We start from the raw sequence: 22862 nt of genomic DNA on the forward strand, positions 1-22862 counted from the left end.
AGAATTTGATGCGAGCTGAGGGGGCTGGCACCCCTCCGTCAGCACTTGCTCGGTGTCCAGGTCCATCCGATTCCCCCGCCGTCCCCCGCGTCGTCCCGCCGCCTCGCTTCCCACCCTTCCAAACGTCCGGTCCCATCTGCGGGTTCCCGAGGGCAGCGGATACAGTCACGCCCAGGCAATCATGGGGACAGGAGAGGGTCATTACCGGCAACCGGCAGACGGGCTGGGCGTTCGCCGACGCCTATGTCGCCGAGGACGACGCGCTGCGCTGGGCCCGCGACCGGGCCCGTGAAGCAGGGCTGCGCTCTGTGTCGCCCGGCGCCGGAGCGGCGCTGCAGTTGCTCGCCGCCGCCGTGGACGCCAAGGCGGTCGCGGAGATCGGGACCGGATGCGGTGTCTCCGGCATCCACCTGCTGCACGGTATGCGGCCGGACGGGGTGCTGACCACCGTGGACCTGGAGCCCGAGCACCAGCAGTTCGCCCGCCACGCCTTCCGCGCCTGCGGCTTCGCGAGCAACCGCGCCCGGTTCATCCCGGGCCGTGCGCTGGAGGTGCTGCCCCGGCTCGCGGACTCCGGCTACGACCTCGTGTTCTGCGACGGCGACCGGCTGGAGGTCCTCGACTACCTCGCTGAATCGTTGCGCCTGCTGCGCCCCGGCGGGCTCGTCGTCTTCGAGGGGGTCTTCGCGAGCGGGCGGACGGTCGATGCCGGGCCGCAGCCCAGCGAGGTCCTCAGGCTGAGGGAGCTGCTGCGCACGGTGCGGGAGAGCGCGGACCTGGTGCCCTCGCTGCTCCCGGTGGGCGACGGGTTGCTGTGCGCGGTCAAGCGCTGACACCCACCGTCTGAAGGGCTTCCCGGGCCCGCCCGGGGCCGCGCTCCTGCCCGGCACACAGGTGCCCCGGCACCGCGTACGATGCCGGGGCAACTGAAGACTGGGTCGCTATCCGCTCAGCCGACGACCTTCTTGAGGGCGTCGCCGAGGGCGTCGGCCTCGTCAGGGGTCAACTCGACGACGAGCCGACCGCCGCCTTCGAGCGGAACGCGCATGACGATGCCCCGCCCCTCCTTGGTCACCTCGAGCGGGCCGTCGCCCGTCCGCGGCTTCATGGCCGCCATGCTCGTTCCCCTTCCTGAAACCAGCTCATTGTCAGCCGACGGCCCTGGAGAGGGCACACGGTCCGTTCACAGGACACACCACACCGGCATCGAACACATTGCTTCCAGGCCATTATCCCGCATCGATGGACCCGATGACCAACATCGGTCTGCATCGCTTGCGCAACACGCGCGAGCAAAACCACTCAATTCGGCGATGTGACTGTGATACTGCGCCCCCGCACGGACACCCGGCGTCACGCCCCCGGACCCGCCTCCTTTGACACAGGTCACACATCCGGCTCGTTCCTCGGGCGACGATCTCCGCCATGCTGTCCTTCGACGCAGGGCGTACCGACGGGTACGACGGAGCCGCGACACCGGAGGGGACCACCATGGCCGACACCGTGCTCTACGAGGTGAGCGACGGACTCGCCACGATCACGCTGAACCGTCCCGAGGCGATGAACGCGCTGAACATCGCGACCAAGGTCGCGCTGAGGGACGCGGCGCAGGAGGCGGCGGACGATCAGGCCGTGCGCGCGATCCTGCTGACCGCGGCCGGTGACCGGGCGTTCTGCGTGGGGCAGGACCTGAAGGAGCACATCGGGCTGCTCCAGGAACAGGCCTCGGGCTCCGAGACATCGGTGATGACCACCGTGCGCGAGCACTACAACCCGATCGTCCGGGCGCTGACCCAGGCGGCGAAGCCGGTGGTCGCCGCCGTCAACGGGGTCGCGGCCGGAGCCGGCTTCGGCTTCGCCCTCGCCGCGGACTACCGGGTCGTCGCGGACACCGCGGCCTTCAACACCTCGTTCGCCGGGGTCGCGCTCACGGCGGACTCGGGGGTCTCCTGGACGCTGCCGCGCCTCGTGGGCCCCTCGCGCGCCGCCGACCTGCTGCTCTTCCCGCGCAACGTGAGCGCCCAGCAGGCGTACGAGTGGGGGATCGCGAACCGGCTGGTACCGGCGGCCGACCTGCGCGCGGAGGCCGAGAGGACGGCCCGGTCGCTGGCCGAGGGCCCGACGCTCGCCTACGCCGCCCTGAAGGAGTCCCTCGCCTACGGGATGTCGCACTCCCTGGACGAGACCCTCGACAAGGAGGACGAGCTGCAGAGCCGCGCGGGCGACTCCCAGGACCACACCATCGCGGTGCGGGCCTTCGTGGCCAAGGAGAAGCCGACGTACCTGGGCCGCTGAGGCCGCCGCGACTGCCCCGGGCCGCGGCCGTCCCGCCGCCCGGGGGTCAGCCCCTGCGGGCGGCGCAGTCCGCCAGGTGGTCGTCCACCAGGCCGCAGGCCTGCATCAGCGCGTACGCCGTGGTCGGGCCGACGAAGCGGATGCCGCGCTTCTTGAGGTCCTTGGACAGCGCCGTGGACTCGGGGGTGACCGCGGGGACGTCGGCGAGGCTCGTGGGCACCGGGCGCGCCGCCCGGTCGGGGGCGTACGACCAGATCAGCTCGTCGAGTTCACCCGGCGCCCACCCGGTCAGCACGCGCGCGTTGGACAGCGTCGCCTCGATCTTGGCGCGGTTGCGGATGATGCCCGCGTCCGCGAGCAGCCGCTCCTGGTCGGCCGCGCCGAACCCGGCCACCTCGGCGATGCGGAAGCCGGCGAAGGCGGCACGGAAGCCCTCGCGGCGGCGCAGGATCGTGATCCACGACAGACCGGACTGGAACGCCTCCAGGGACAGCCGCTCGTAGAGCGCGTCGTCTCCGTGGACCGGACGGCCCCACTCCTCGTCGTGGTACGCCACGTAGTCCTCGGTGGACAGTGCCCAGGGGCAGCGGCGGACCCCGTCGGGTCCCGCCAGGGCCTCGCCGCTCACTGGGAGTCCCCCTCGGCCGGCTTGTCCAGGGACGGGCCGCCGGCGCGGGTGCCGGCGAGCGCGGTCTCCAGATCCGCGATGCGGGCGTCCCGCTCGGCGATCTCGGCGGCGAGGCGGCCGAGCGCGCTGTCCACCTCGGTCATCCGGTAGCCGCGCAGGGCGAGCGGGAAGCGCAGGGCCTGCACCTCGTCCCACCCGACCGGGCGGTCCGGCGGGAGCGGGTCGCTGAACCGGTCGGGCGCGACCTCCGGCAGGGGTGTGCTCTCGCCGCCGCCCACCACGGCCAGGGTCACCGCGGCGACCACGACGGCGAGCGCGACCACCAGGAAGAAGAACATGAACATCTGAGGTCCCCACGCTCGGTGCCGGTGCGCTGCGCGCCGGCACGGAAGTGCCGATGTCGAATGTGTCTGGGTCAGATCGTGCCATGCGCCTGCGACAGCTAGGGTCGCAGGCGGCCGGCGAACGGAACGGACGGACGGGGAGAGGTCACAAGGGATGCTCAGGCTGGGCAGGCGGGAGTTCGCCGCACACGAGCAGGTGATCATGGCGATCGTCAACCGGACTCCCGACTCCTTCTACGACCAGGGGGCCACGTTCCGCGACGAGCCCGCCCTGGCGCGCGTGGAGCGGGCGGTCGCCGAGGGCGCCGCGATCATCGACATCGGCGGGGTCAAGGCGGGGCCGGGGGAAGAGGTCACCGCCGAGGAGGAGGCGCGGCGGACGGTCGGTTTCGTCGCCGAGGTGCGACGGCGCTTCCCCGATGTGGTGATCAGTGTGGACACCTGGCGGCACGAGGTCGGCGAGGCGGTGTGCGAGGCGGGTGCCGACCTGCTCAACGACGCGTGGGGCGGGGTCGATCCGCGGCTCGCGGAGGTCGCCGCGCGCTATCGGGTGGGGCTGGTGTGCACGCACGCGGGGGGCGCGCGACCGCGGACGCGTCCGCACCGGGTGGCGTACGAGGACGTCATGGCCGACATCCTGGGGGTGACCGTCGGGCTCGCGGAGCGGGCGGTGGCCCTCGGGGTGCCGCGGGAGTCGGTGCTGATCGACCCGGGGCACGACTTCGGCAAGAACACCCGGCACAGCCTGGAGGCCACGCGCCGGCTGGACGAGATGGCCGTCACGGGGTGGCCGGTGCTGGTGTCGCTGTCCAACAAGGACTTCGTGGGAGAGACGTTGGACAGGCCGGTGAAGGAGCGGCTGCTCGGGACGTTGGCCACCACGGCGGTGTCGGCGTGGCTGGGGGCGCGGGTGTACCGGGTGCACGAGGTCGCCGAGACGCGGCAGGTGCTGGACATGGTGGCGGCCATCGCGGGGTGGCGCGGGCCGGCGGTCGGGCGGCGGGGGTTGGGCTAGGGCCCTTCGCGTGCGGGTGCGCGGCGTTGCGTGCCCTGCCCGGCCCCCTGGTCCGCCCCGGTGTCAGCGGGCCGCCTCCTTGCTCACCAGGGCCACCGCCTCGTCCACGTCGTCCGTCACGTGGAACAGGAGCAGGTCCTTCTCCGCGGCCTTGCCCTGGGCCACCAGGGTGTTCCTGAGCCAGTCGACCAGGCCGCCCCAGTACGCGGTGCCGTAGAGGACGATCGGGAAGCGCGTCACCTTCTGGGTCTGGACCAGGGTGAGTGCCTCGAAGAGCTCGTCCAGGGTGCCCAGGCCGCCCGGCAGGACCACGAAGCCCTGGGCGTACTTCACGAACATCATCTTGCGGACGAAGAAGTAGCGGAAGTTCAGGCCGATGTCGACGTAGGGGTTCAGGCCCTGTTCGAAGGGCAGCTCGATCCCGAGGCCCACCGAGATGCCCCGCGCCTCGCAGGCGCCCTTGTTCGCCGCCTCCATGGCGCCCGGTCCGCCGCCGGTGATCACGGCCCAGCCCGCCTCGGCGAGGCCGCGGCCGAGCCGTACGCCCGCGTCGTACTCGGGTGAGTCGACCGGTGTCCGGGCCGAGCCGAAGACGCTGATGGCGGGCGGGAGTTCGGCGAGGGTCCCGAAGCCCTCGATGAACTCCGACTGGATGCGCAGGACACGCCACGGATCCGTGTGGACCCAGTCCGAGGGTCCTCCCGCGTCCAGCAACCGCTGGTCCGTGGTGCTCCTGGTCACCTGGCCCCGCCTGCGCAGCACCGGTCCGAGCCGCTGCTCGTCCGGTGGCACCTTCTTCCCCTCGGGGTTGCCAGTGGGCATGTGTGCTCCCTCCGCGTCGGGGTTCCACCCAGGGTAGATCCACTCGGGTTACGGACGGGGGACGTCTGTGTGTCCTGGGCGGATCAGGAGGTCAGCCAGGACCTGAGGCGTTCCTCCCCGGCGAGGATCTTCGCGGTCTGCACCCGCTCGTCCCGCTTGTGCGCCAGGTGCGGGTTGCCCGGTCCGTAGTTCACGGCCGGGATGCCGAGCGCGCTGAAGCGGGAGACGTCCGTCCAGCCGAACTTGGGCTGCGGGGTGCCGCCGACCGCCTCGATGAACGCGGCGGCCGCGGGGTGCGCGAGGCCGGGCAGGGCCGCGCCGCTGTGGTCGACCACCTCGAACCCGTCCACCGCGCAGTCCGCGAACACCTCGCGCACGTGCGCGACGGCCTCGTCCGCGGAGCGGTCGGGGGCATAGCGGAAGTTGACCGTGACCACGCACTCGTCCGGGATCACGTTCCCGGCCACACCGCCGAGAACGCCGACCGCGTTGAGGCCCTCGCGGTACTCCAGGCCGTCGATCACCGGGTTGCGGGGCTCGTAGGCGGCCAGGCGGGCGAGGATCGGGGCCGCCGCGTGGATGGCGTTCGAGCCCATCCAGGAGCGCGCGGAGTGGGCCCGCTCGCCCCTGGTCGTCAGCTGGACCCGCAGGGTGCCCTGGCAACCGCCCTCGACCTGGCCGTCGGACGGCTCCAGGAGCACCGCGAAGTCGCCCTCCAGCCATTCGGGGTGGGCGTCGGCGACGTGCCCGAGTCCGTTGAGGTGCGCGGCGACCTCCTCGTTGTCGTAGAAGACGAACGTGAGGTCGCGGTTCGGCTCGGGGACCGTCGCGGCGACCCGGAGCTGGACGGCGACGCCGGACTTCATGTCGCAGGTGCCGCAGCCCCACAGGACGCCCTCGTCGTCCAGGCGGGAGGGCACGTTGTCCGCGATGGGCACGGTGTCGATGTGGCCCGCCAGGATGACGCGCTCGGACCGCCCCAGGTGTGTGCGGGCCACGACGTTGTTGCCGTGCCGGTCCACGGTCAGGTGCGGCAGGCCGCGCAGCGCGCTCTCGACCGCGTCCGCGAGGGGCTTCTCGGTACCGCTCTCGGAGGGGAAGTCGACGAGCTGCGCGGTCAGTCGCGCGGCGTCCAGCGTGAGGTCAAGAGGGGTGTCGGCCATGGCGTCGACCCTAGCGCCCCGGCGCCGCGGGGCCGGGGCGCGGCGGCCGCGCCCGGCTGCCCCGACGGTTGTCCACAGGCGCGGGGGAGGTGCCCGAAGGTCTCCAGTACGGTGTACGCGTGCCAGAGCCGTCGCCCCTCCCCAAGCGCCGTGGCCGCCTCCTGCGATTCGGGGCGGCTCTCGTGGTGATGCTCGCCGTCGCGGGCTATGTCGTCGTCCAGTACCTCACGGGTTCGGCGGCGCCCAGGTGCCGGGTGGTGTCGGCCACGGGCGACGGGGCGTCGTACGACTTCACGCCCGAGCAGGCGGTCAACGCGGCGACGATCACCGCCGTCGGCACCACGCGCGGCATGCCCGAGCGTGCGGTGACCATCGCGCTCGCCACCTCGCTGCAGGAGTCGAACCTGCGCAACATCGAGCACGGCGACCGGGACTCGCTCGGCCTGTTCCAGCAGCGCCCCTCGATGGGATGGGGTTCCCGCGAGCAGATCATGGACCCGGCGTACGCGGCGGGGATGTTCTACCAGCATCTGGCCAAGGTGCCCGACTACACGCGGATGCCGCTGACCGTGGCCGCGCAGCGCGTGCAGCGCAGCGGCTATCCCGAGGCCTACGCGAAGCACGAGTCGGACGCCTCGATGCTCGCGGACGCCCTGACCGGGCGGGCAGCGGCCACGCTGACCTGCCAGGGCCGTCCGGCTCCCACGGCCTCCGGCGGCGCGGCCGCGGTGCGGGCGGCGCTCGTGCGGGACTTCGGGCGCGATGTGCTGCGGACGGCCGGCGCGGAGGTGAGCCCCAGCGGGGCGCCGTCGCCCACGCCCACCGCCCCGGCGTCCCGTTCGGCGGCGCCGGCCTCGCCCGCGCCGACCGCCGCCGCGGTGACGGTGCCGGTCCCGAGGAGGTCCAGCGCGTCGGGGACCGCGTCCCAGCGCGGCTGGGAGCTCGCGCACTGGGCGGTGGCCAACTCCTCGGCCCTGCACATCGCCCGGGTGTCCTACGCGGGCCGCGAGTGGTCCCGTGGGGGGTACGCCGACGAGTGGCGCGCGGACCGCGGGTCCGACGCGAAGGGGTCCTCCGCCCAAGTCCGCATCATCACCGGCGAGTAGGGCGGAGTGCGGGACAGAGGTACGGGTCCCCACTCGCGCGGGTGATGCACGGCGCGCCTCGGCGGCCGGGTGCGCCTCTTTCGTCGCGTCGCTGCGGCAGACGCGGAATCCCTTGCGGGAAAAGGGAAGTAAGGATTTCTCGGGGATTGCGGGCCGCCTCTGTTTGCCCGATTTCCTCCCCACCCGATAATGCGATGCGTTGCCCATTCTTTACGCACGTGCACCGCAACCTTCGCGGGCTTCGAGCGGTACTCACTGTGTCCGGCCCGGGCATCGCGTTCCGGGACAAGGCGGACACCTCACCGTTCCCTCCCGTCTAAGGAGCACCATGTCCCTCCCCCTGACCCGCCGGATCGCCCGTGCCGCGCTGCTGATCGCGGCGGGAGCGGCGCCCGTGGTCGGTGCGGCCGGCTCCGCCTGCGCGGCGACGACCGATCTGCCGGCCACTCCGCAGCTGTCCGGGCTGACCGCCATGGACAACACCCTGGACAACTCCCAGGCCGACGCCACCCTCGACCGCGGGACCCACCAGCTCGACGGGGCCACCCACCAGGTCGACGGGGCGGCGCACAAGGTCGCCGGGGCCGCGGGGGCGGCGAGCGGCAAGGCCGTCGGGACCGGGAGCAGGGCGGCGCGGCAGGCGGTGCCCGCGGCGAGCGGGGTGGGCGGGAGGGTCGTCGGTACGGCGGCGCCCGCGGCGAAGAGGGTGGCCGGGGAGGCCACGGGGCGGGCCGGGGGTGTGCTCGGCGGGGCGGGCGGGGGGCTGTCGGGGCGGCAGCTGCCTGTGCGGGGGCTTCCGCTGGGGGGCTGAGCGCTGTCCCCTCCGGGGGTGCGCGTGGGTTTTGCGCAGTTCCCCGCGCCCCTTTCGGGGGGCCTCCCGTGCGCCGTTCCGTGCGGGTGCGTTGTGGATTTGCGCAGTTCCCCGCGCCCCTGAGGAGGGGGCTGGGCGTGTGCTGATCAGTGCGGGTGCGTCGTGGTGATTTGCGCAGTTCCCCGCGCCCCTGGGCAGGCTGATCGGTGTGGGTGCCCGCGGCCCTTGGTGGGGTTACAGGCGGGTGGCTGCTGTGGCTACTCGTTCGTCCGTAGCCGTCAGGGCCACTCGGACGAAGTGCTCGCCCGCCGTGCCGTAGAAGTCGCCGGGGGCCACCAGGATGCCCAGGTCGGCGAGGTGGGCGACCGTGGTCCAGCAGGACTCGTCCCGCGTCGCCCACAGGTACAGGCTCGCCTCGCTGTGCTCGATGCGGAACCCGTGCCTCAGCAGGGCGTCACGCAGGATCGCGCGGCGGGCCGCGTAGCGCTCGCGCTGCTCGCGGACGTGGGCGTCGTCCCCCAGCGCGGCCACGACGGCCGCCTGGGTCGGCGCCGACGTCATCATTCCGCCGTGCTTGCGGATCTCCAGCAGCGGGCCGAGGACCGCCGGGTCACCCGCGAGGAACGCCGCCCGGTAGCCGGCCAGGTTCGACCGCTTGGACAGGGAGTGGACCGCGACGACGCCCTCGTACGAGCCGCCGCACACGTCGGGGTGCAGCACCGAGACCGGGTCGGACTCCCAGCCCAGCTCCAGGTAGCACTCGTCGGAGAAGACGAGGACCCCGTGCTCGCGCGCCCAGGCCACGATCCGGGTCAGCTCGTGCTTGGACAGCACCTTGCCCGTCGGGTTGGACGGGGAGTTGAGCCACAGCAGCTTCAGGTTCGCGGGGTCCAGGTCGGTCGGGTCGTCGTAGACCTCGTACTCGGCGCGCGCCAGGCGCGCGCCGACCTCGTAGGTCGGATAGGCGAGGCGCGGGTAGGCGACCCGGTCGCCGGGGCCGAGTCCCAGCTGCGTCGGCAGCCAGGCCACGAGCTCCTTGGAGCCGACGATCGGCAGGACGTGGCGGTGGGTGACGCCACGGGCGCCGAGACGGCGCTCCACCCAGCCGGTGATCGCGTCGCGCAGCTCGGGCGTGCCCCACACCGTCGGATAGCCCGGGGAGTCCGCCGCCGCGACGAGCGCTTTCTGGATCAGCCCGGGAACCGGGTCGACCGGAGTGCCGACGGACAGGTCCACGATCCCGCCCGGGTGCGCGGCGGCCGTCTTCTTGTACGGCTCCAGCTTGTCCCACGGGAAGGTCGGAAGGCGATCGGAGAGGGCGGACACTGGATCGGGCTCACTTTCTCGGATCCGGGCGGTGCACGGGTTCTCGGTACACGGCCGCCGAACGCCCCGGTCCCGTACGGCGCGGGCGGGCGCCGTACGGGACCGGGGCGGCACGGTGGTGCGGCCGCTTACTGGTTCATCGGGGGCAGCGCCGCGACGAAGGGGTGGTCCCGCTCGATCAGCCCCAACTTGCTGGCGCCACCGGGCGAGCCGAGCTCGTCGAAGAACTCGACGTTCGCCTTGTAGTAGTCCTTCCACTCCTCGGGAGTGTCATCCTCGTAGAAGATGGCCTCGACCGGGCAGACCGGCTCGCAGGCTCCGCAGTCGACGCATTCGTCCGGGTGGATGTACAAGGACCGCTGGCCCTCGTAGATGCAGTCGACCGGGCACTCCTCGATGCACGCCTTGTCCTTGACGTCGACACAAGGCTCTGCGATGACGTAGGTCACGCTGTCGTTCCTCCTCGTTAGGGCGCTGGCGGGCCACCTCAGGCTCCGCCGCCTGGCGCGCGGGAGCGCGGCGTCGTCGATGCCCGCACCTAGTATCTCCGTTCCTGGGCATGATCCGAACAGGAGGGGTGAACCGACCTGTGGAAATCTCTGCGGGCGTACGGCTCGAGGTTCGAGTCACCGCTGCTGACGTGGGGAAACGCGTCTCCGTGCGGCGGTGGAACGAACATGCCGCCAAGGGTGAGGCCTTCACCGACACGATCGGTGTTCTCACATCATGGGACGACGGTGTGCTGATGATCACGCGGCGGAACGGACAGGAGGTCCGGATTCCGGAAGCGTCGCTGGTGGCGGGCAAGGTCGTGCCCGCTGCTCCGGCCCGTCGCAGGGGCCCCGCGGCCTCGTACGGCGAGCTGGCGCGGATCTGCGCGAACGCCTGGCAGCCGGTGGAGCGGGAGCGCCTCGGCGACTGGGAGCTGCGGGCCTCGGCCGGGTACACGCGCCGAGCCAACTCGGTGCTGCCGTCGGGCGACCCGGGGCTGCCGCTCGAGGACGCGCTGACGGCCGTACGCCGCTGGTACGCGGCCCGCGGGCTGCCCGCCCTCGTGCAGGTCGCCACCGGGGCCGAGGGGACGCAGGAGGGGCTCCGGGGCGAGCTGGAGGCCCACGGCTGGCGGCCGGAGGTCCATGCCGAGGTGTGGACCGGCGCGCTGGCGCCGCTCGCCGACCGTGAGGCACCCGAGGTCGTGTTCGCGCGCACGCCCGACGCGGCATGGCTCGCCCGCTACCGGCGCACGGGCGCGAGCGAGGCGGCGCTGAAGGTGCTGGGCAGCGGGCCGTCGGTCTGGTTCGCGTCGGTGCCGGGCGGCGAGGGTGAGCCGCCGGTGGCGACCGGGCGCTGCGTGGTGGACGGGCGGTGGGCCGGCTTCGCGGCCGTGGAGGTCGCCCCGGAGCGGCGCCGTCAGGGACTGGCCGGTGCCGTGATGGCGGCTCTGGCGGGCCGGGCCCTGGCCGAGGGCGCCTCGGCCGCCTGGCTTCAGGTGGAGAGCGACAACACGGCGGCGCGGGCCCTGTACACGCGACTGGGGTTCTCGGCGCATCACGCGTATCACCACTACCGGGAGCCGGACGCGTCGGAGCGCGGCGGCCCGGCGGTCACGGAACCCGGCCGGCCGGCGTGAGAGGTTTTGAGTTCGCCATGCCCGATTCAGCCCCCCATCCCCCGGAACCGGAACGGGCCGCCGAGGTGCGGCGCCGGTTCCACGACGAGGCGCGCTCCCCGCGCCCCGACCTCGCGACCCTGTGCCTGCTCGTGGGCGCGGCCGCGGACCGCACCCTGGACGACGCCGGACTGGACGCCGCGCAGATCCGCCTGGACGAACTGGCCGGAGAGCTGCCGTTCGCGCCGGGCGGGCCGCGGGCCTGGGCCACCGCGCTGGCCGGCCTCCTCGGCGAGCGCCACGGCTTCCACGGCACCCCCGCGGACTACGACCGGCTCCAGTCCTCCTTGCTGCACGAGGTGCTGCTCCGGCGGCGCGGGCTGCCGATCCTGCTGTCGGTGGTGTGGATCGAGGTGGCCCGGCGGGCGGGCGGGACCGTGTACGGGGTCGCGCTGCCCGGGCACTTCGTCGTCGGGTTCGGTCCGGCGGGCGAGCAGGTATTGGCCGACCCCTTCGACGGGGGCCGGGTGCTGACCGGTGGGGACGCGGAGACGCTGGTCGCCGGGGCGACGGGCGCTCCGCTGGATCCGGAGGTGCTCCAGCCCGCCGACCCCCTGGACGTGGTGGTGCGCATCCTCAACAACATCCGGGCCTGGGCGGCCGCCCGGCCCGAGCGGTCGGACGTGGCCCTGTGGGCGGTGGAGCTGTCGCTGCTGCTGCCCTCGCATCCGGCGAGACTGCGGTACGAGCGCGCGCAACTGCTCGTGCAGCGGGGTGAGTTCCTGGAGGGTGCCGAGGAACTGGACAGCTACGCCGAGCTGGTGTCCGCGGTCGACGAGAGCACGGCCGAACGGGTCCGCGGCCAGGCGCAGGCGGCCCGCGCCAGGCTCAACTGACCGCCCGCGCCGACCGGACTACAGCCAGCCCTTCTCCCGGGCTATGCGCACCGCCTCCGCCCTGTTGCGCACGGCCAGTTTCTGGATGGCCGTGGAGAGGTAGTTGCGGACCGTGCCCTGGGACAGGTGCAGGGCCTTGGCCAGTTCCGCGTTGGTGGAGCCGTCGGCCGCCGCGCGCAGGACCTCGCGTTCACGGTCGGTCAGCGGATTGGCGCCGTCGGCCAGGGCCGCAGCCGCGAGCGTGGGGTCGATGACGCGTTCGCCGGCGAGCACCTTGCGCACCGCCTCGGCGAGCTGGGCCGCGGGCGCGTCCTTCACGAGGAAGGCGTCCGCCCCCGCCTCCATCGCGGTCCGCAGATAGCCGGGCCGCCCGAACGTGGTCAGCACGACCACCTTCAGCGACGGGAGTTCCCTGCGCAGCTGCCCGGCCGCCTCGATCCCGGTGGCGCCCGGCATCTCGATGTCCAGGAGCGCCACGTCCACGTCGTGGGCGCGGGCCGCCGCCAGCACCTCGTCACCGCGGGCGACCTGGGCGACGACGTCGATGTCCTCCTCCAGGCCCAACAGCGCGGCGAGCGCCTCCCGGACCATCGACTGGTCCTCGGCGAGCAGGACCTTGATCGTGCGGCTCATGCTCCGGATCCTACGTCCGCCGACCCACCCGGCCGTACGTCTGTTCCCGGCCCCGCGTTCGTGGGCTCCTCGGCCGGAACGCGCGCGACCAGCCGGAACCCGTGCTTGAGGCGGCCCGCCTCCAGGGTCCCCCCGACCTTTTCCAGACGTTCCCGCAGGCCCGTCAGTCCGTTGCCCGGGCTCGCGCCGGAGCCACCCGAGCCGTTGTCCTCGACGGACAGTTCCATCTTCGGCCCGTCCAGGGTCTGCCGCCGCAGCACCTCCACGTGGCAGCGGGCCGCCCCGCTGTGCCGTACGACGTTGGTCACCGCCTCGCGCAGCGCCCAGGCGAGGGCGGACTCGTTCTCCTGCGTGAGGTCGCCGAGGTCCGGTTCCGTGGGGATGTCCGCGGCGATCTGGGCGGCGGTCAGCGCGACCTGGGCTCCGGCGAGTTCCGCGGTCAGCCGGCGGCGCCGGTATCCGGTGACGGCCTCGCGCACGTCCACGAGGGCCTGCCGGCTGACCTGCTCGATGTCCGCGACCTGCTGCGCCGCCTTCTCCGGGTGGCCGGGGAGCATCCGCCCGGCCAGCTCGCTCTTCAGCGTGATCAGGGAGAGCGAGTGGCCGAGCAGGTCGTGCAGGTCGCGGGCGAGCCGCAGCCGTTCCTCGTTGGCGGCGAGCTGGGCGACGGTGGCACGGGCCTTGCGCAGTTCGATCGTCGTGCGGACCAGCTGGCTGACGCCGATCATCGCGTAGCCGATGAGCACCATCAGCAGGGCCAGGTTCCACATGTCGGTCGCACCGGAGTGCCGGGCGACGAGGAGCATCAGCACGGTGGACGCCGGCACCGCCCAGTACGCCTGCCGCACCGGCAGCGTCACCCCGCAGGAGGTGGAGACGTACACGAACAGGCCCAGCCAGGCGCTGTTCAGGGTCAGGCACAGCAGGGTCGCGAGCACGGCGAGCGCGAGAAGGAGCGCGAGAAGGACCCGGGGCGGGTAGGGCCGGGACCCCATGTTGCGGAAGACCAGCGTGAGATAGACCCCGACGAAGGAGACCAGCCCGAGCCAGCCGCCCGCGGTCGCCGCGGGGGTGTGGTTCCCGGACACGAGGTCCTGGACGGGCGAGCTGAGGAACACGAGCCAGACGCCGATCCACACCGACTTGCGCACCAGCTCCCGCCGGTTGCCGGCGGGACGGCCGATGGTGATGAACCGGTCCACCCTGGTCTCGCCGGTCTTCCCGGCCCGCTGGTCCTCCGTCATGGCGCTCACGCCTTCAACGTGTCCTTCCGGTACAGCCAGGCCGCGCCGCCCGCGAACAGGACGAAGAAGGCGACGAGGATGGCGATGTCCTGGGCATGCGGTGCCTGGCTCTGCTCGATCGCCCGTCCCAGTGCAGCGTACGCGTGGGTGGGCAGCCACTTGGCGATGTCCTGGAGCCAGCCGGGGAAGGTCGTGGTCGGCATCCACAGGCCGCCGAGGATCGACAGGCCGAAATATATGATCATGGTGATGGGGCGTACGGCGTCCCCGCTGGCGAGGTAGCCGATGGCGACGCCGAGCGCGGCGAAGACCAGGCTTCCGGCCCAGATGGCCCCGGTGAGGGCGAGCCACTGCCAGGCGTCCAGCCGGACGTTCTTGACCACCGCGGCGACGGCGAAGACGACGACGATGGACGGCAGGCTCACCACGGCCGCGCCGGCCGTCTTGGCGAACACGTAGCCGCGCCCCGGCAGCGTGGTCAGCCGCAGCTGCCGCACCCACCCGCTCTCGCGCTCCTTGGCGATGCGCTCGCTGTTGCCCATCAGGACGGCGGTCAGCGCGCCGAACGAGGCCATGGAGACCATCACATAGGCGGCGACCGACAGGCCGCTGCCGTCGACCTTGTCGGAACTCGCCGCGTTGCCCGCGACCAGCAGGAAGATGGCCGAGGGGTAGATCACCGAGAAGAAGAGGAACTTGCGGTTGCGCAGCGCGCGGGCCAGTTCCAGCTTGATCAGGCTGTTCATGACTGCTTGGCCTCCTCGGCCTCGGTGATCGCGACGAACGCCTGCTCGAGCCCGAGCCCGGCGACTTCGAGGTTGCGGGGGTAGACGCCGAGCCCGTACAGGGCGTGGACGGTGGCGTCGGCGTCGGCGGACTGGATGCGGACCGTCTGCCCGGAGATGTCTATCGAGGTGAGGAAAGGCAGCCCGCGCAGCGGGGCCTCCTCGATGGCGCCCTCCAGGTCGAAGGAGACGCGCCGGGCGCCCGCCTTCGCCTTGATCTCGGCGGCCGTGCCGTCGGCGAGGAGGCGGCCCCGGTGCAGGACGAGCACGCGGTCCGCGATGGCGTCGGCCTCTTCGAGGTAGTGCGTGGCGAACAGCACCGTGCGCCCCTGGTCGGCCTGCTCGCGCATGGTGGTCCAGAACGCCTGGCGGGCGGAGACGTCCATGCCGGTGGTCGGCTCGTCCAGCACGATCAGGTCGCTGTCGCCGGCGGTGGCCAGCGCGAAGCGGACGCGCTGCGCCTGTCCGCCCGACAGCTTGTTGACCTTGCGGTCCGCGATCTGCGAGACGCCCGCGCGGGCGAGCACGTCGCTCACCTTGTACGGCCTGGGGTGCAGCGAGCAGCCGAGCTTGACCAGCTCCTCGACGGTGACGTCGTCCATCAGGCCGCCGCTCTGCAGCATCGCGCCCACCCGCCCGGCGACGATGGCCTCGCGCGGGCCGGTGCCGAACACGCGGACCGAGCCCGCGTCCGGGTGCTTGAGCCCGAGGAGGAGGTCGAGGGTGGTCGACTTGCCCGCGCCGTTCGGGCCGAGCAGGGCCACCGTCTCACCGGGGTGCAGCGCGAGGGAGAGTCCGTCCACCGCGCGGACGTTCCCGTAGGTCTTGGTCACCTGGTCGAAGCCGACCACCGTCTCGGTGGCGGCAGCTGTCGTCGTCATGCCCCCATCGTCGCGGCAGGGGGGCGGCCCGCGGCAGTGCGGTCTGTCGGGGGTTCGACATGACAGATGTCATCCCTCCGCGCCCCCGAGGGGACACGGAGGGATGGACGATCCGGCCCGAACCGGTCGGATCGGACCCCTAGCTGGGGTTCGTGTCGATCGTCCCGACGCGCGAGGCGCTGTCCTTGCCGAGCAGCGCCGGCCGCAGCGCGCCGATCACGTCGTCCACCGACACCGGCGTCTTCGAGCCGTTGCCGCGCGGGATGACGATGCCGTCGAACGCGTGGCCGTAGAGGTTCCGCAGGGTCGCCTTGTCGTAGTACTCGACCAGCTTGCCGTCCACGCTCTTCACCTGGATGAACTTCCACAGGGACTTCTGCGGGCTGAACGCGACGGAGTGGGCCGCGTCGACGCGCACCGTGACGTTGGCGGACATCGCCGGTTCGGCGAACGCCTTCATCATCCGGTCGACCTCCGCGTTCGAGACCGTCGGCTTGCGGCCGGTCGTGGGGACCCGCACGGGCGTGCTGGTGTCGGTCTCCACCTGGGTGCGGTACGCCTGTTCGATGGCCGCGGTCGAAGCGGCGGCGTCGACACCGGTGCCGGCCTTGCCGTACACCGGGACGGCCTTGCCGGACTCGAACCTGATCGAGCCCTCGACCATCGAGCCCGCCCCGCCCCCGACGCGCGCCAGAGCGGCCTGGAGCTTCTCCTCGTCCACCGGCATCACGGGGTCGACGACACGTCCCCGCCCGAACAGGGAGCCGATCACCGACACCGGGTTGTAGTCGCTCTGCGCGGCGGCGGCGACGGTGGCCTTGCTGTCCAGCTGGAGGCCCGCCTGGTCCGGCTTGAGGGAGACCGTCCTGCCGTCGACCGACAGCTGGAGCGGCTTGTCCGTGCGGCCGCCCAGCGCGGAGTCCAGCTTGCGGACCGCGTCGTCACGCGTGCCGCCGCCGATGTCGACGCCGAGCACGGTGGTTCCCTTGGGCACGTCGGAGTGGTTCATCAGCAGTCCGGCGCCGTAGCCGACCCCGGCGACGACCACCACGGCGCCGCCCAGCAGCACCAGCTTGTTGCGTCCCTTCTTCTTGGCCGGCTTCGCGTTCGCGCTCGCAGTGCTCTGCGACTTGGGGTCGGGCAGCTTCGGGGGCGTGTGCGGGCCGGGGCCCTCGGGCCGCAGGTCCGCGAACGGCCCGTCCATCGGCCCGCTCTGGGGGTCGGTGGGGACGACCGGGATACGGCTGGTGACGGTGTGCCCGGAGAAGTTCTCGCCGGGGCCGCCGAAGCTCTGGCCCGGGCCCGGATGCGGGGCGGGCTTCTGCGGGGTGAGGATCGCGGTGTCGTCGCTGAGTCCGCCGCCGGGCAGTCCGGCACCCGCCGCGGCACCGGGTGCGCCCGGCACGCCCCGTGCGCCGGAGCCGAGGGGTCCGCCCGGCTTGCCGGGGCCCGTGGGGCGGGGGCCGCCGGGGACGCCGGGAACCCTCAGGCCCGGGCCGCCGGGCGTGGGGCCCGCGGGAGGGATGGCCGGTCCGTCGCCCAGGACGGGGCCGGCGGTGGGACCGGAGGGGCCGCCGCGGCCCGGCTCGGAGAAGTACGGCAGATCGTCGCGGCTGGGTTCACCCGTGGCGTCGGCCGCGTCGGGGCGGTCGAGACCGTCGGCCCCGATGACGGGGAACGAGCCGGTGCTGGCGGCCACCGCGTCCGACACGTCGAAGGAGCCGGTGCCGCCGCCGTGGCCCGGCGCGACGGGGCCCGCGCCGGTGGCGCTGGGCAGTCCCCTCCCGTTGGTGGCGTTCGGGCGCGCGGCGAACGGGTTCGTGCCGCCCGGGGGTCGTGCGCCCGGGGCGCTCGGAGCACCGGATGCGCCGGGGCGCGGACCGGCCGGTCCCTGTGCGCCGTTCGCGCTGTTCGCACCGCTCGCACCGACCGTGCCGTTCGCGCCCGCAGAGGCGGGGCCACCCGGCGCGCCGGGGCGGGCACCACCCGTGCCCGGTCCGCCCGGTCCGCCCGGTCCGCCGGGGCCACCGGGTCCGCCCGGTGCGGCCGGAGCCGCCGCCGGGCCGCCCTGTATGCCGGAACCGCCGGGCATCCCGGCCCCGTTGGTCGCACCGCCGCCCTGCGGGCCGTTGCCCGACGAGGGTTTGCGCGGGGCGAACCAGTCGCTCGACCGCTCCTCGGTGGCGGGCGCCGGCACGGAGGCGGCGGGCGCGGCAGGGCTCTCGGCGGGGGTCGGCGGGCCCGGCACGTTCGCCGGCCCGGCCGGCTCGGCCTCGGCGGGTTCGTCCGCGGCGTTCTCGGTGTCCGCGACGGGTGTGCGGACGACCACCGGCGGAATGGGGCGCGAACCGGGGATGTTGATCCGGATACGGGTCGTCAGCGTGGTCTCGGTCTTGCGTTCCTCCGGCTGCGCGGCCGAGCGGCCCGCGCCGTCGCCGTACTCGGAAGCCATGGGGGTCCCGTACGGCGGCGTGCCCGAGGGGTACGCGGCGCCACCAGGCCCATGGGGTCCGGCGGACGAACTGTCAGTTTCACGACTCAAGGCAGGTTCTCCCGGTTGGCTCCACCGCTCCACCGCCTGTTTCGACCTCAACAGGTGGGCGTCTCCCCCGCTCGGGTGAAGCCGAGAGCATGGGGAGGCTCGGCGGCGCGCACCACCATACTGTCCGCTCGCCTCCCTCAGTCGGCGCCCGCTGTGGAAACCCGCACGGGACCACCACGCGCGCACCCCCGGATCGCGGGGGGAACATCACACTGGCCGGGAGACGAAACGGTACGTCGATGACCAAGTCGGACGTCCCGCTCCTAGGGCCGCCTCCCCCGGCAGACGGTGGCGCAGATCACAGCGACGGCCATCCCGCCGAGCAGGAAGAGATACGATCCGGCGCCCGCTCCGAAGAGGAAGTCCCCTTCGGGGCGGCTGACGGTGAGCATGACGACGGCGACCACCCAGCCGACGACGGGCGCGACGGCTCCTGCCCGGGTGCCGGTGGCCTGGGCGCCACCGGCGAAGGCTCCCGCGGCGCCCACGAGCGCGAGGAGCAGCCCGCCCGGGAACCAGGCGGCCTGCAGGAGGCCGCCCGCGACGCCCACCACCGCGCCGAGCAGAAAGAGGCCGAGGTAGGCGGCGGCCCGCGCGCCGGACGGCAGCCCCAGCGGCTGCGCCAGCATGCTCGCCCGGTCCGTCGGGTGGGGCTGCTTGCCCGTGGCCATCATGGGGCGACTCCTTCGAACAGATCCGTCTCGCGGGGGCCGGCCCCGCCCGGGTCCCGGTGGCGCGCACCGCCCGCCCATTCGTAGTACTCGGTGGTGAACAGCGGCTGCGCGAGACCGTTGGACAGCGCGAACCAGGGTTCGGCGACCTCGATCTGCGTGGCGTGCGCCCGCATGGCGGCCGCCTTGGCGGCGGCGTACGCGGTGCCGTCGATCTCCGTGGTGACCACCGCGTCCGGCACGACACCGGGCACGTCCTCCAGCTCGGCGGCCTTCGTGAACGGTGTCCCCCCGATCTCCTCGCCGAGCCGCGCGAACGCGGCCTCGGCGACGGAGCGGGGCATCCGGTTCCAGTAGACCTTGGCGATCTCCCAGGGCTCGCCGAGTTCCGGGCGGAAGGCGGGGTCGGCGGCCAGCTCGGCCGCCCGCAGGGCGATCCGGTGGGCCTGGATGTGGTCGGGGTGGCCGTAGCCGCCGTTCGGGTCGTAGGTGACGAGGACCTGGGGGCGTACCTCCCGGATGACCTCGACCAGGTGCCCGGAGGCCTCGCTGTCACCGGCGGACCACAGGGAGCCGGGGCGGCCGTTCTGCGGGGCACCCATCATCCCGGAGTCGCGGTAGCGGCCGGCGCCCCCGAGGAAGCGGTGGTCGGTGACGCCGAGCTCCTTCATCGCGGCGGCCAGTTCGCGGGCGCGATGGGGGCCGAGGGTGTCGTCCCGGCCGGGGGCCAGCCGGGCGAGCTCGGGCGGGATCACCTCGCCCTCCTCGCCGAGGGTGCAGGTCACCAGCGTCACCTGGGCGCCCTCGGCCGCGTACCTGGCCATGGTGGCGCCATTGTTGATCGACTCGTCGTCCGGGTGCGCGTGCACCAGGAGCAGACGCCGGTCGGGCAGATCGGTCATGCCACCACCCTACGAGAGACCCGTCCCGCGGCTCGGGCCGCGGGACGCCTCGGAGGAGGACCGGGTCAGGCGTCGCCGGTCACCCGCAGGTCCACGTGTCCGGCCCTGAACTCGCGCGAGCCGACGTCGACGTTCATGTTCCCGGGGTCGATGGCCGCCACCTTCCACAGGCGGCCCGCGATCTCCACGGTCTCGCCGACCCGTACGTCACGGTAGAAGGCGAGCGGCCCCCGGGCCGTGGACACCGCGTTGATCGAGACCCGGGCGGGACCGTCCTGGATGTCGGTCACGACGGCGCCGAAGTCGGGCCCGTTGTCGGGCACGTGCCAGCGCAGCCGCCAGCGGCCGTCCATGGTCGTCGGCCAGTTGCTCATCGGTGCCCCCTGCTGGTCAGGACTGGTCTGGTGCGTGGTGAGAACCACGCGGTAGGTGCAGATCTGGGCGACGGTGAAGGCGTGCCCCCCGAGGGCGACCTTCTGCCCCGCCGTCACGGTCCGCTTCGTGCCGCCCAGGGACAGCACCGCGGTCCGGTGCCGGCCGTCGGCGCCGGCGCCCTCGTAGGTGACCTCGCCACCGCCGCCCGGCACGGCGGCCGTGCCGCCCCGCAGCACATGGACGCCCCCGGGGCCCTTGCCGCCCTCGCACTGCGGCCCCTTGTCCGCCGGCGGCGCGGGCACCCGCGAGGTGGTCGGGGCGGCCGGACTCTCGGGGCCGGACGCCCTGGAGCCCGCCGTGGCCCCGCAGGCGGTCACCAGCGCCATGAGGCAGAGGGCACCGCCCAGCTTCGCGATCCTCATTCTCCCACCCTCAGTTGCTGGGGGCTGTTGAAGTACTTCTCGTACTCCTCGGGCGTCGCGAGGACGTCGGGGTTGCCCGACCCCCAGGGGTTGCCGAGCCTGATGCGCCCGTCGGAGGTGAAGCCCTTGACGTAGTAGACGTGCCGGGTGACGAATCCCTGCGACAGGTCCGACGGCCCGTTCTGGGGAGGCTGCTCGGTGCCGGTCGCCACGATCACCGGGTGGTGGGACTCGAAGGACTTCCTGATGGCGTCGAGGTTGTTGTCGATCGACGAGGAGTCGTGACCGGTCACGTACGGCGGGGCCTTGTCGGTCTGGTCCCACTCGGTGGCCCCGTAGTCGCCCTTCTCCGCCTTGTCGTAGCGCGGGTCGCCGTCGTGGCCGTTCGTCCCGCCCTGGTCGCCGCCGTACGTCAGGGCGAACGCCTTCTCGTAGTAGGCGGGCCAGGTCTCCCCGTTGCCGTGCGCCGACACCGGGTTCCCGTTGGCGTCCGTCGGGAGGTCCGGGGTGACGGTGACCCAGTGCTTGGTGCCGTCCTTGTCCCAGATCCGGACGTCCACCGTGCCGTTGGCGTTCTTCTTGATCCCCTCGGCGATGAACTGCGGGTTCGCCTGGGCCGTCGCCGTGAGGGACGCGATGTACCAGCAGTCCGCGAACTGCCCCTGCGAGATGGTGGACGCGTCGACCTTGCCCGGGTGGGCGAACAGGGGCAGGGTGGGCGTCTGGTAGGTGATGCCCGACGTGTTCACGCCCCGCTGGGAGTTGGCCCCGTCGAGGTACACGTCCGTCGTGTCGAATCCCGGCTGGATCCCCGGGAACGCGCTCTCCAGCACACCCCAGTGCGCCGGTCCGGCCTTCCTCAGCAGTCCGCTCAGGTGGTCGCGGAACTCGTTGTCGGGTATGCCGTCGTGGGACTCCCACCACCACATGCCGCTGTCGTCGGTCTTGCCCGCCAGGTCGCCGTAGCGCTTGAGGTCCTCCGGGGGGACCTTGGCCAGGAAGGCGTCGAGTTCGGCGGCGGTCAGGCCGTCGAGCTGCTGCTTGACCTTCTCCAGGTCGTCGCGGTTGCCGTCCTCGCCGAAGCCCTTGCCGTTCAACGCGGCGACGGCGGACAGGGCGCCGTCGATCTTCTGCTGGTCGGGGGCCTTCTCGTCGGCGAAGACGACCGCCGGATCGATGGCGTACCCCTTGTCGAGGAGGGCGCTGCACTTCTCCAGCTGGTTGCAGCGGCGCGTGATCGAGTCGGACATGTCGTGCAGCTCGCGGCCGAGTGCGCCCGGCAGCTGGGCGCCGCCGAACAGCCCGACCCAGAAGACGGGCGGGCGGACGAGCGGTTGGAGGGCCGGGCTGGTGGTGGCGGGCTTGCCGCCCAGCAGCGCCTGGGCCTGGAACAGCACGCCGGAGATGTCGTTGTGCAGCGCGCCCGCACGGTCACCGAGCGCCTTGACGTCGCTCCCGAGCCCTCGGATCTTGGGTATGTCGAACCCCGCGAACGGCATCGGTCAGCCCCCGCCCTGCTTGCTCTTGGCCTGGGCGGCCTCCTCGTCCAGTCGGCCCGCCTCGGTGTCCCAGCGGCCGGCGTCGGCCATCAGATCGGCGGCCATGGACCGCAGCGACGTGCTGCGGGTGCCGAGCGTCGCGGTGGACGCCTCGGCGAACGGGCCCTTCCAGATGGTCGGGGTCGCCTCCTTCACCGCGCCGTCGAGAAATGTCCCGAGGCTCCCCGCGAGGGTCCGCGCTCTGCGCGCGCAGTCGCGAAGGTCGTCCGCCCGTTTCTTCAACTGGGCGGGCGACTCGCCCTGTTCGTCCGGTCTTCCCATGTCAACCCCGTAGTCCATCGGCGGTAGGCACCGAATGCGGATGCTAACAAGGAGGAGAACGAACGGACGATCCTCACACCGGCCCCAACCCCGCGCACCGGTCGACGACTTGCCGCCGTGCGACACACGCGGGGGCGCCCGCGGCGGGGACCGGTCGAAGGAGGGGCCCTGGAAAGGGAGGGGGCCCTAGAACTTGATGCTCCCGATCATCCCTGCGATGTTCGTCGTCAGCTCGCTGATCGTCGGAGCGATGGTCGACGAGGCGAGATAGAAGCCCAGCAGCATGCACACGATCGCGTGAGCCGCCTTCAGCCCTGACTTCTTGATCAGCAGGAAGACGATGATCGCCAGCAGCACCACCGCCGAAATCGAGAGTGCCACGGCGGCTCACCTCCAAAGATCCACAGGGGCGCGGGGGTCGGACTTGGGGGCACTGAATCCACGCGGAGCTGCCCACCCGGACAAACCCACCTGGACGCAAGCGGGTTCATACCCACTATGCGCTAGTGATCATAACTATCCGTACGTGCGCATGGCTCGGCGCATGGCCGCACAAGGGGGCGCATGGCCAA

Annotated in this window: 25 protein-coding genes; 7 read left to right on the forward strand and 18 right to left on the reverse strand. The window is 72.7% G+C overall.

Annotation, left to right across the window (positions count from 1 at the left end):
• The first annotated feature begins 134 nt into the window (after positions 1–134).
• Positions 135–833, forward strand: a complete 699-nt coding sequence (locus AB0C59_RS28770) for an O-methyltransferase (protein WP_363009748.1) — start codon at positions 135–137, stop codon at positions 831–833.
• 116 nt (positions 834–949) lie between these two features.
• Here AB0C59_RS28770 and AB0C59_RS28775 read toward each other — a convergent pair whose 3' ends face one another.
• Positions 950–1117 (reverse strand): DUF3117 domain-containing protein, encoded by a 168-nt coding sequence (locus AB0C59_RS28775; protein ID WP_003966491.1) that lies wholly within the window; start codon positions 1115–1117, stop codon positions 950–952.
• Between the two features lie 374 nt (positions 1118–1491).
• Here AB0C59_RS28775 and AB0C59_RS28780 point away from each other — a divergent pair, with 374 nt between their 5' ends.
• Positions 1492–2295 (forward strand): enoyl-CoA hydratase-related protein, encoded by an 804-nt coding sequence (locus AB0C59_RS28780; RefSeq protein ID WP_363009750.1) that lies wholly within the window; start codon positions 1492–1494, stop codon positions 2293–2295.
• A 46-nt stretch (positions 2296–2341) separates the two neighbouring features.
• On the opposite strand, the gene AB0C59_RS28785 is transcribed toward AB0C59_RS28780, so the two are convergent.
• The gene (locus AB0C59_RS28785) at positions 2342–2923 is read right to left on the reverse strand and encodes a DNA-3-methyladenine glycosylase I (protein WP_363009664.1); all 582 of its coding nucleotides are present in this window, start codon (positions 2921–2923) and stop codon (positions 2342–2344) included.
• Positions 2920–3267: a DivIVA domain-containing protein gene (locus AB0C59_RS28790; protein ID WP_363009666.1), complete on the reverse strand. Its 348-nt coding sequence runs from the start codon at positions 3265–3267 to the stop codon at positions 2920–2922. Before AB0C59_RS28790 ends, AB0C59_RS28785 begins: the two co-directional genes overlap by 4 nt.
• A 154-nt stretch (positions 3268–3421) precedes the next feature.
• Between AB0C59_RS28790 and folP the strand changes: the two genes are divergently transcribed.
• Positions 3422–4282 (forward strand): dihydropteroate synthase, encoded by an 861-nt coding sequence (gene folP / locus AB0C59_RS28795; RefSeq protein WP_363009668.1) that lies wholly within the window; start codon positions 3422–3424, stop codon positions 4280–4282.
• A 63-nt stretch (positions 4283–4345) separates the two neighbouring features.
• Here the strand turns inward: folP and AB0C59_RS28800 are convergent, their stop codons facing one another.
• Complete coding sequence (locus AB0C59_RS28800) at positions 4346–5104, reverse strand: TIGR00730 family Rossman fold protein (RefSeq protein WP_363009670.1); 759 nt, start codon at positions 5102–5104, stop codon at positions 4346–4348.
• A gap of 83 nt (positions 5105–5187) precedes the next feature.
• Positions 5188–6267 carry a succinyl-diaminopimelate desuccinylase gene (gene dapE / locus AB0C59_RS28805; RefSeq protein WP_363009672.1) on the reverse strand — a complete coding sequence of 360 codons (1080 nt, stop codon included), beginning with the start codon at positions 6265–6267 and terminating at the stop codon, positions 5188–5190.
• Between the two features lie 119 nt (positions 6268–6386).
• On the opposite strand from dapE, the gene AB0C59_RS28810 reads away from it, so the two are divergent.
• Both AB0C59_RS28810 and AB0C59_RS28815 read left to right on the forward strand, forming a co-directional pair.
• On the forward strand, positions 6387–7373 hold the full coding sequence (locus AB0C59_RS28810) for a heavy metal transporter (protein WP_363009674.1): 987 nt from the start codon (positions 6387–6389) through the stop codon (positions 7371–7373).
• 328 nt (positions 7374–7701) lie between these two features.
• Complete coding sequence (locus AB0C59_RS28815; RefSeq protein WP_363009676.1) at positions 7702–8184, forward strand: ATP-binding protein; 483 nt, start codon at positions 7702–7704, stop codon at positions 8182–8184.
• 234 nt (positions 8185–8418) lie between these two features.
• Here AB0C59_RS28815 and AB0C59_RS28820 read toward each other — a convergent pair whose 3' ends face one another.
• Positions 8419–9510: a bifunctional succinyldiaminopimelate transaminase/glutamate-prephenate aminotransferase gene (locus AB0C59_RS28820; RefSeq protein ID WP_363009678.1), complete on the reverse strand. Its 1092-nt coding sequence runs from the start codon at positions 9508–9510 to the stop codon at positions 8419–8421.
• Between the two features lie 128 nt (positions 9511–9638).
• Positions 9639–9959, reverse strand: coding sequence for a ferredoxin (gene fdxA, locus AB0C59_RS28825; protein ID WP_307068547.1), 321 nt, complete (start codon positions 9957–9959; stop codon positions 9639–9641).
• A 110-nt stretch (positions 9960–10069) separates the two neighbouring features.
• On the opposite strand from fdxA, the gene AB0C59_RS28830 reads away from it, so the two are divergent.
• Together AB0C59_RS28830 and AB0C59_RS28835 are read left to right on the forward strand one after the other, a co-directional pair.
• Positions 10070–11140, forward strand: a complete 1071-nt coding sequence (locus AB0C59_RS28830; RefSeq protein ID WP_363009680.1) for a GNAT family N-acetyltransferase — start codon at positions 10070–10072, stop codon at positions 11138–11140.
• 17 nt (positions 11141–11157) lie between these two features.
• A complete protein-coding gene (locus AB0C59_RS28835; RefSeq protein ID WP_363009682.1) occupies positions 11158–12015 on the forward strand; it encodes a transglutaminase-like domain-containing protein in 858 nt (285 codons plus the stop codon).
• Between the two features lie 18 nt (positions 12016–12033).
• On the opposite strand, the gene AB0C59_RS28840 is transcribed toward AB0C59_RS28835, so the two are convergent.
• The 11 genes from AB0C59_RS28840 to AB0C59_RS28890 form a co-directional block, all read right to left on the reverse strand.
• Entirely contained in the window at positions 12034–12648 is a 615-nt protein-coding gene (locus AB0C59_RS28840; protein WP_363009684.1) for a response regulator transcription factor, read from the reverse strand.
• On the reverse strand, positions 12645–13892 hold the full coding sequence (locus AB0C59_RS28845; protein WP_363009752.1) for a histidine kinase: 1248 nt from the start codon (positions 13890–13892) through the stop codon (positions 12645–12647). The genes AB0C59_RS28840 and AB0C59_RS28845 overlap by 4 nt, the downstream gene beginning before the upstream one ends.
• 5 nt (positions 13893–13897) lie before the next feature.
• Positions 13898–14638 carry an ABC transporter permease gene (locus AB0C59_RS28850; protein ID WP_363009686.1) on the reverse strand — a complete coding sequence of 247 codons (741 nt, stop codon included), beginning with the start codon at positions 14636–14638 and terminating at the stop codon, positions 13898–13900.
• The gene (locus tag AB0C59_RS28855) at positions 14635–15558 is read right to left on the reverse strand and encodes an ABC transporter ATP-binding protein (RefSeq protein ID WP_363009688.1); all 924 of its coding nucleotides are present in this window, start codon (positions 15556–15558) and stop codon (positions 14635–14637) included. Before AB0C59_RS28855 ends, AB0C59_RS28850 begins: the two co-directional genes overlap by 4 nt.
• Before the next feature lie 139 nt (positions 15559–15697).
• Positions 15698–18100 (reverse strand): hypothetical protein, encoded by a 2403-nt coding sequence (locus tag AB0C59_RS28860; RefSeq protein WP_363009690.1) that lies wholly within the window; start codon positions 18098–18100, stop codon positions 15698–15700.
• Positions 18101–18363: 263 nt separating this feature from the next.
• Entirely contained in the window at positions 18364–18774 is a 411-nt protein-coding gene (locus AB0C59_RS28865; protein WP_363009692.1) for a DUF6113 family protein, read from the reverse strand.
• A complete protein-coding gene (mshB, locus tag AB0C59_RS28870) occupies positions 18771–19673 on the reverse strand; it encodes an N-acetyl-1-D-myo-inositol-2-amino-2-deoxy-alpha-D-glucopyranoside deacetylase (RefSeq protein ID WP_363009694.1) in 903 nt (300 codons plus the stop codon). Before mshB ends, AB0C59_RS28865 begins: the two co-directional genes overlap by 4 nt.
• 65 nt (positions 19674–19738) lie before the next feature.
• The gene (locus AB0C59_RS28875) at positions 19739–20470 is read right to left on the reverse strand and encodes a hypothetical protein (RefSeq protein ID WP_363009696.1); all 732 of its coding nucleotides are present in this window, start codon (positions 20468–20470) and stop codon (positions 19739–19741) included.
• A complete protein-coding gene (locus AB0C59_RS28880) occupies positions 20467–21969 on the reverse strand; it encodes a C2 family cysteine protease (RefSeq protein WP_363009698.1) in 1503 nt (500 codons plus the stop codon). The genes AB0C59_RS28875 and AB0C59_RS28880 overlap by 4 nt, the downstream gene beginning before the upstream one ends.
• Before the next feature lie 3 nt (positions 21970–21972).
• Positions 21973–22290: a hypothetical protein gene (locus AB0C59_RS28885; protein ID WP_363009700.1), complete on the reverse strand. Its 318-nt coding sequence runs from the start codon at positions 22288–22290 to the stop codon at positions 21973–21975.
• A 186-nt stretch (positions 22291–22476) separates the two neighbouring features.
• Entirely contained in the window at positions 22477–22671 is a 195-nt protein-coding gene (locus AB0C59_RS28890) for a hypothetical protein (RefSeq protein WP_363009701.1), read from the reverse strand.
• Positions 22672–22862 lie beyond the last annotated feature (191 nt).

This window comes from Streptomyces sp. NPDC048664 (assembly GCF_040650555.1).
Classification (GTDB): Bacteria; Actinomycetota; Actinomycetes; order Streptomycetales; family Streptomycetaceae; genus Streptomyces.

Excerpts from the sequence above, each read along its gene's own strand:
- AB0C59_RS28775 (WP_003966491.1), bottom strand. The coding sequence starts at position 1,117 with ATGGCGGCCATGAAGCCGCGGACGGGCGACGGCCCGCTCGAGGTGACC.
- AB0C59_RS28780 (WP_363009750.1), top strand. The coding sequence starts at position 1,492 with ATGGCCGACACCGTGCTCTACGAGGTGAGCGACGGACTCGCCACGATC.
- AB0C59_RS28790 (WP_363009666.1), bottom strand. The coding sequence starts at position 3,267 with ATGTTCATGTTCTTCTTCCTGGTGGTCGCGCTCGCCGTCGTGGTCGCC.
- folP (WP_363009668.1), top strand. The coding sequence starts at position 3,422 with ATGCTCAGGCTGGGCAGGCGGGAGTTCGCCGCACACGAGCAGGTGATC.
- AB0C59_RS28800 (WP_363009670.1), bottom strand. The coding sequence starts at position 5,104 with ATGCCCACTGGCAACCCCGAGGGGAAGAAGGTGCCACCGGACGAGCAG.
- dapE (WP_363009672.1), bottom strand. The coding sequence starts at position 6,267 with ATGGCCGACACCCCTCTTGACCTCACGCTGGACGCCGCGCGACTGACC.
- AB0C59_RS28815 (WP_363009676.1), top strand. The coding sequence starts at position 7,702 with ATGTCCCTCCCCCTGACCCGCCGGATCGCCCGTGCCGCGCTGCTGATC.
- AB0C59_RS28830 (WP_363009680.1), top strand. The coding sequence starts at position 10,070 with ATGATCCGAACAGGAGGGGTGAACCGACCTGTGGAAATCTCTGCGGGC.
- AB0C59_RS28835 (WP_363009682.1), top strand. The coding sequence starts at position 11,158 with ATGCCCGATTCAGCCCCCCATCCCCCGGAACCGGAACGGGCCGCCGAG.
- AB0C59_RS28840 (WP_363009684.1), bottom strand. The coding sequence starts at position 12,648 with ATGAGCCGCACGATCAAGGTCCTGCTCGCCGAGGACCAGTCGATGGTC.
- AB0C59_RS28845 (WP_363009752.1), bottom strand. The coding sequence starts at position 13,892 with ATGACGGAGGACCAGCGGGCCGGGAAGACCGGCGAGACCAGGGTGGAC.
- AB0C59_RS28850 (WP_363009686.1), bottom strand. The coding sequence starts at position 14,638 with ATGAACAGCCTGATCAAGCTGGAACTGGCCCGCGCGCTGCGCAACCGC.
- AB0C59_RS28855 (WP_363009688.1), bottom strand. The coding sequence starts at position 15,558 with ATGACGACGACAGCTGCCGCCACCGAGACGGTGGTCGGCTTCGACCAG.
- AB0C59_RS28865 (WP_363009692.1), bottom strand. The coding sequence starts at position 18,774 with ATGATGGCCACGGGCAAGCAGCCCCACCCGACGGACCGGGCGAGCATG.
- mshB (WP_363009694.1), bottom strand. The coding sequence starts at position 19,673 with ATGACCGATCTGCCCGACCGGCGTCTGCTCCTGGTGCACGCGCACCCG.
- AB0C59_RS28875 (WP_363009696.1), bottom strand. The coding sequence starts at position 20,470 with ATGAGGATCGCGAAGCTGGGCGGTGCCCTCTGCCTCATGGCGCTGGTG.
- AB0C59_RS28880 (WP_363009698.1), bottom strand. The coding sequence starts at position 21,969 with ATGCCGTTCGCGGGGTTCGACATACCCAAGATCCGAGGGCTCGGGAGC.
- AB0C59_RS28885 (WP_363009700.1), bottom strand. The coding sequence starts at position 22,290 with ATGGGAAGACCGGACGAACAGGGCGAGTCGCCCGCCCAGTTGAAGAAA.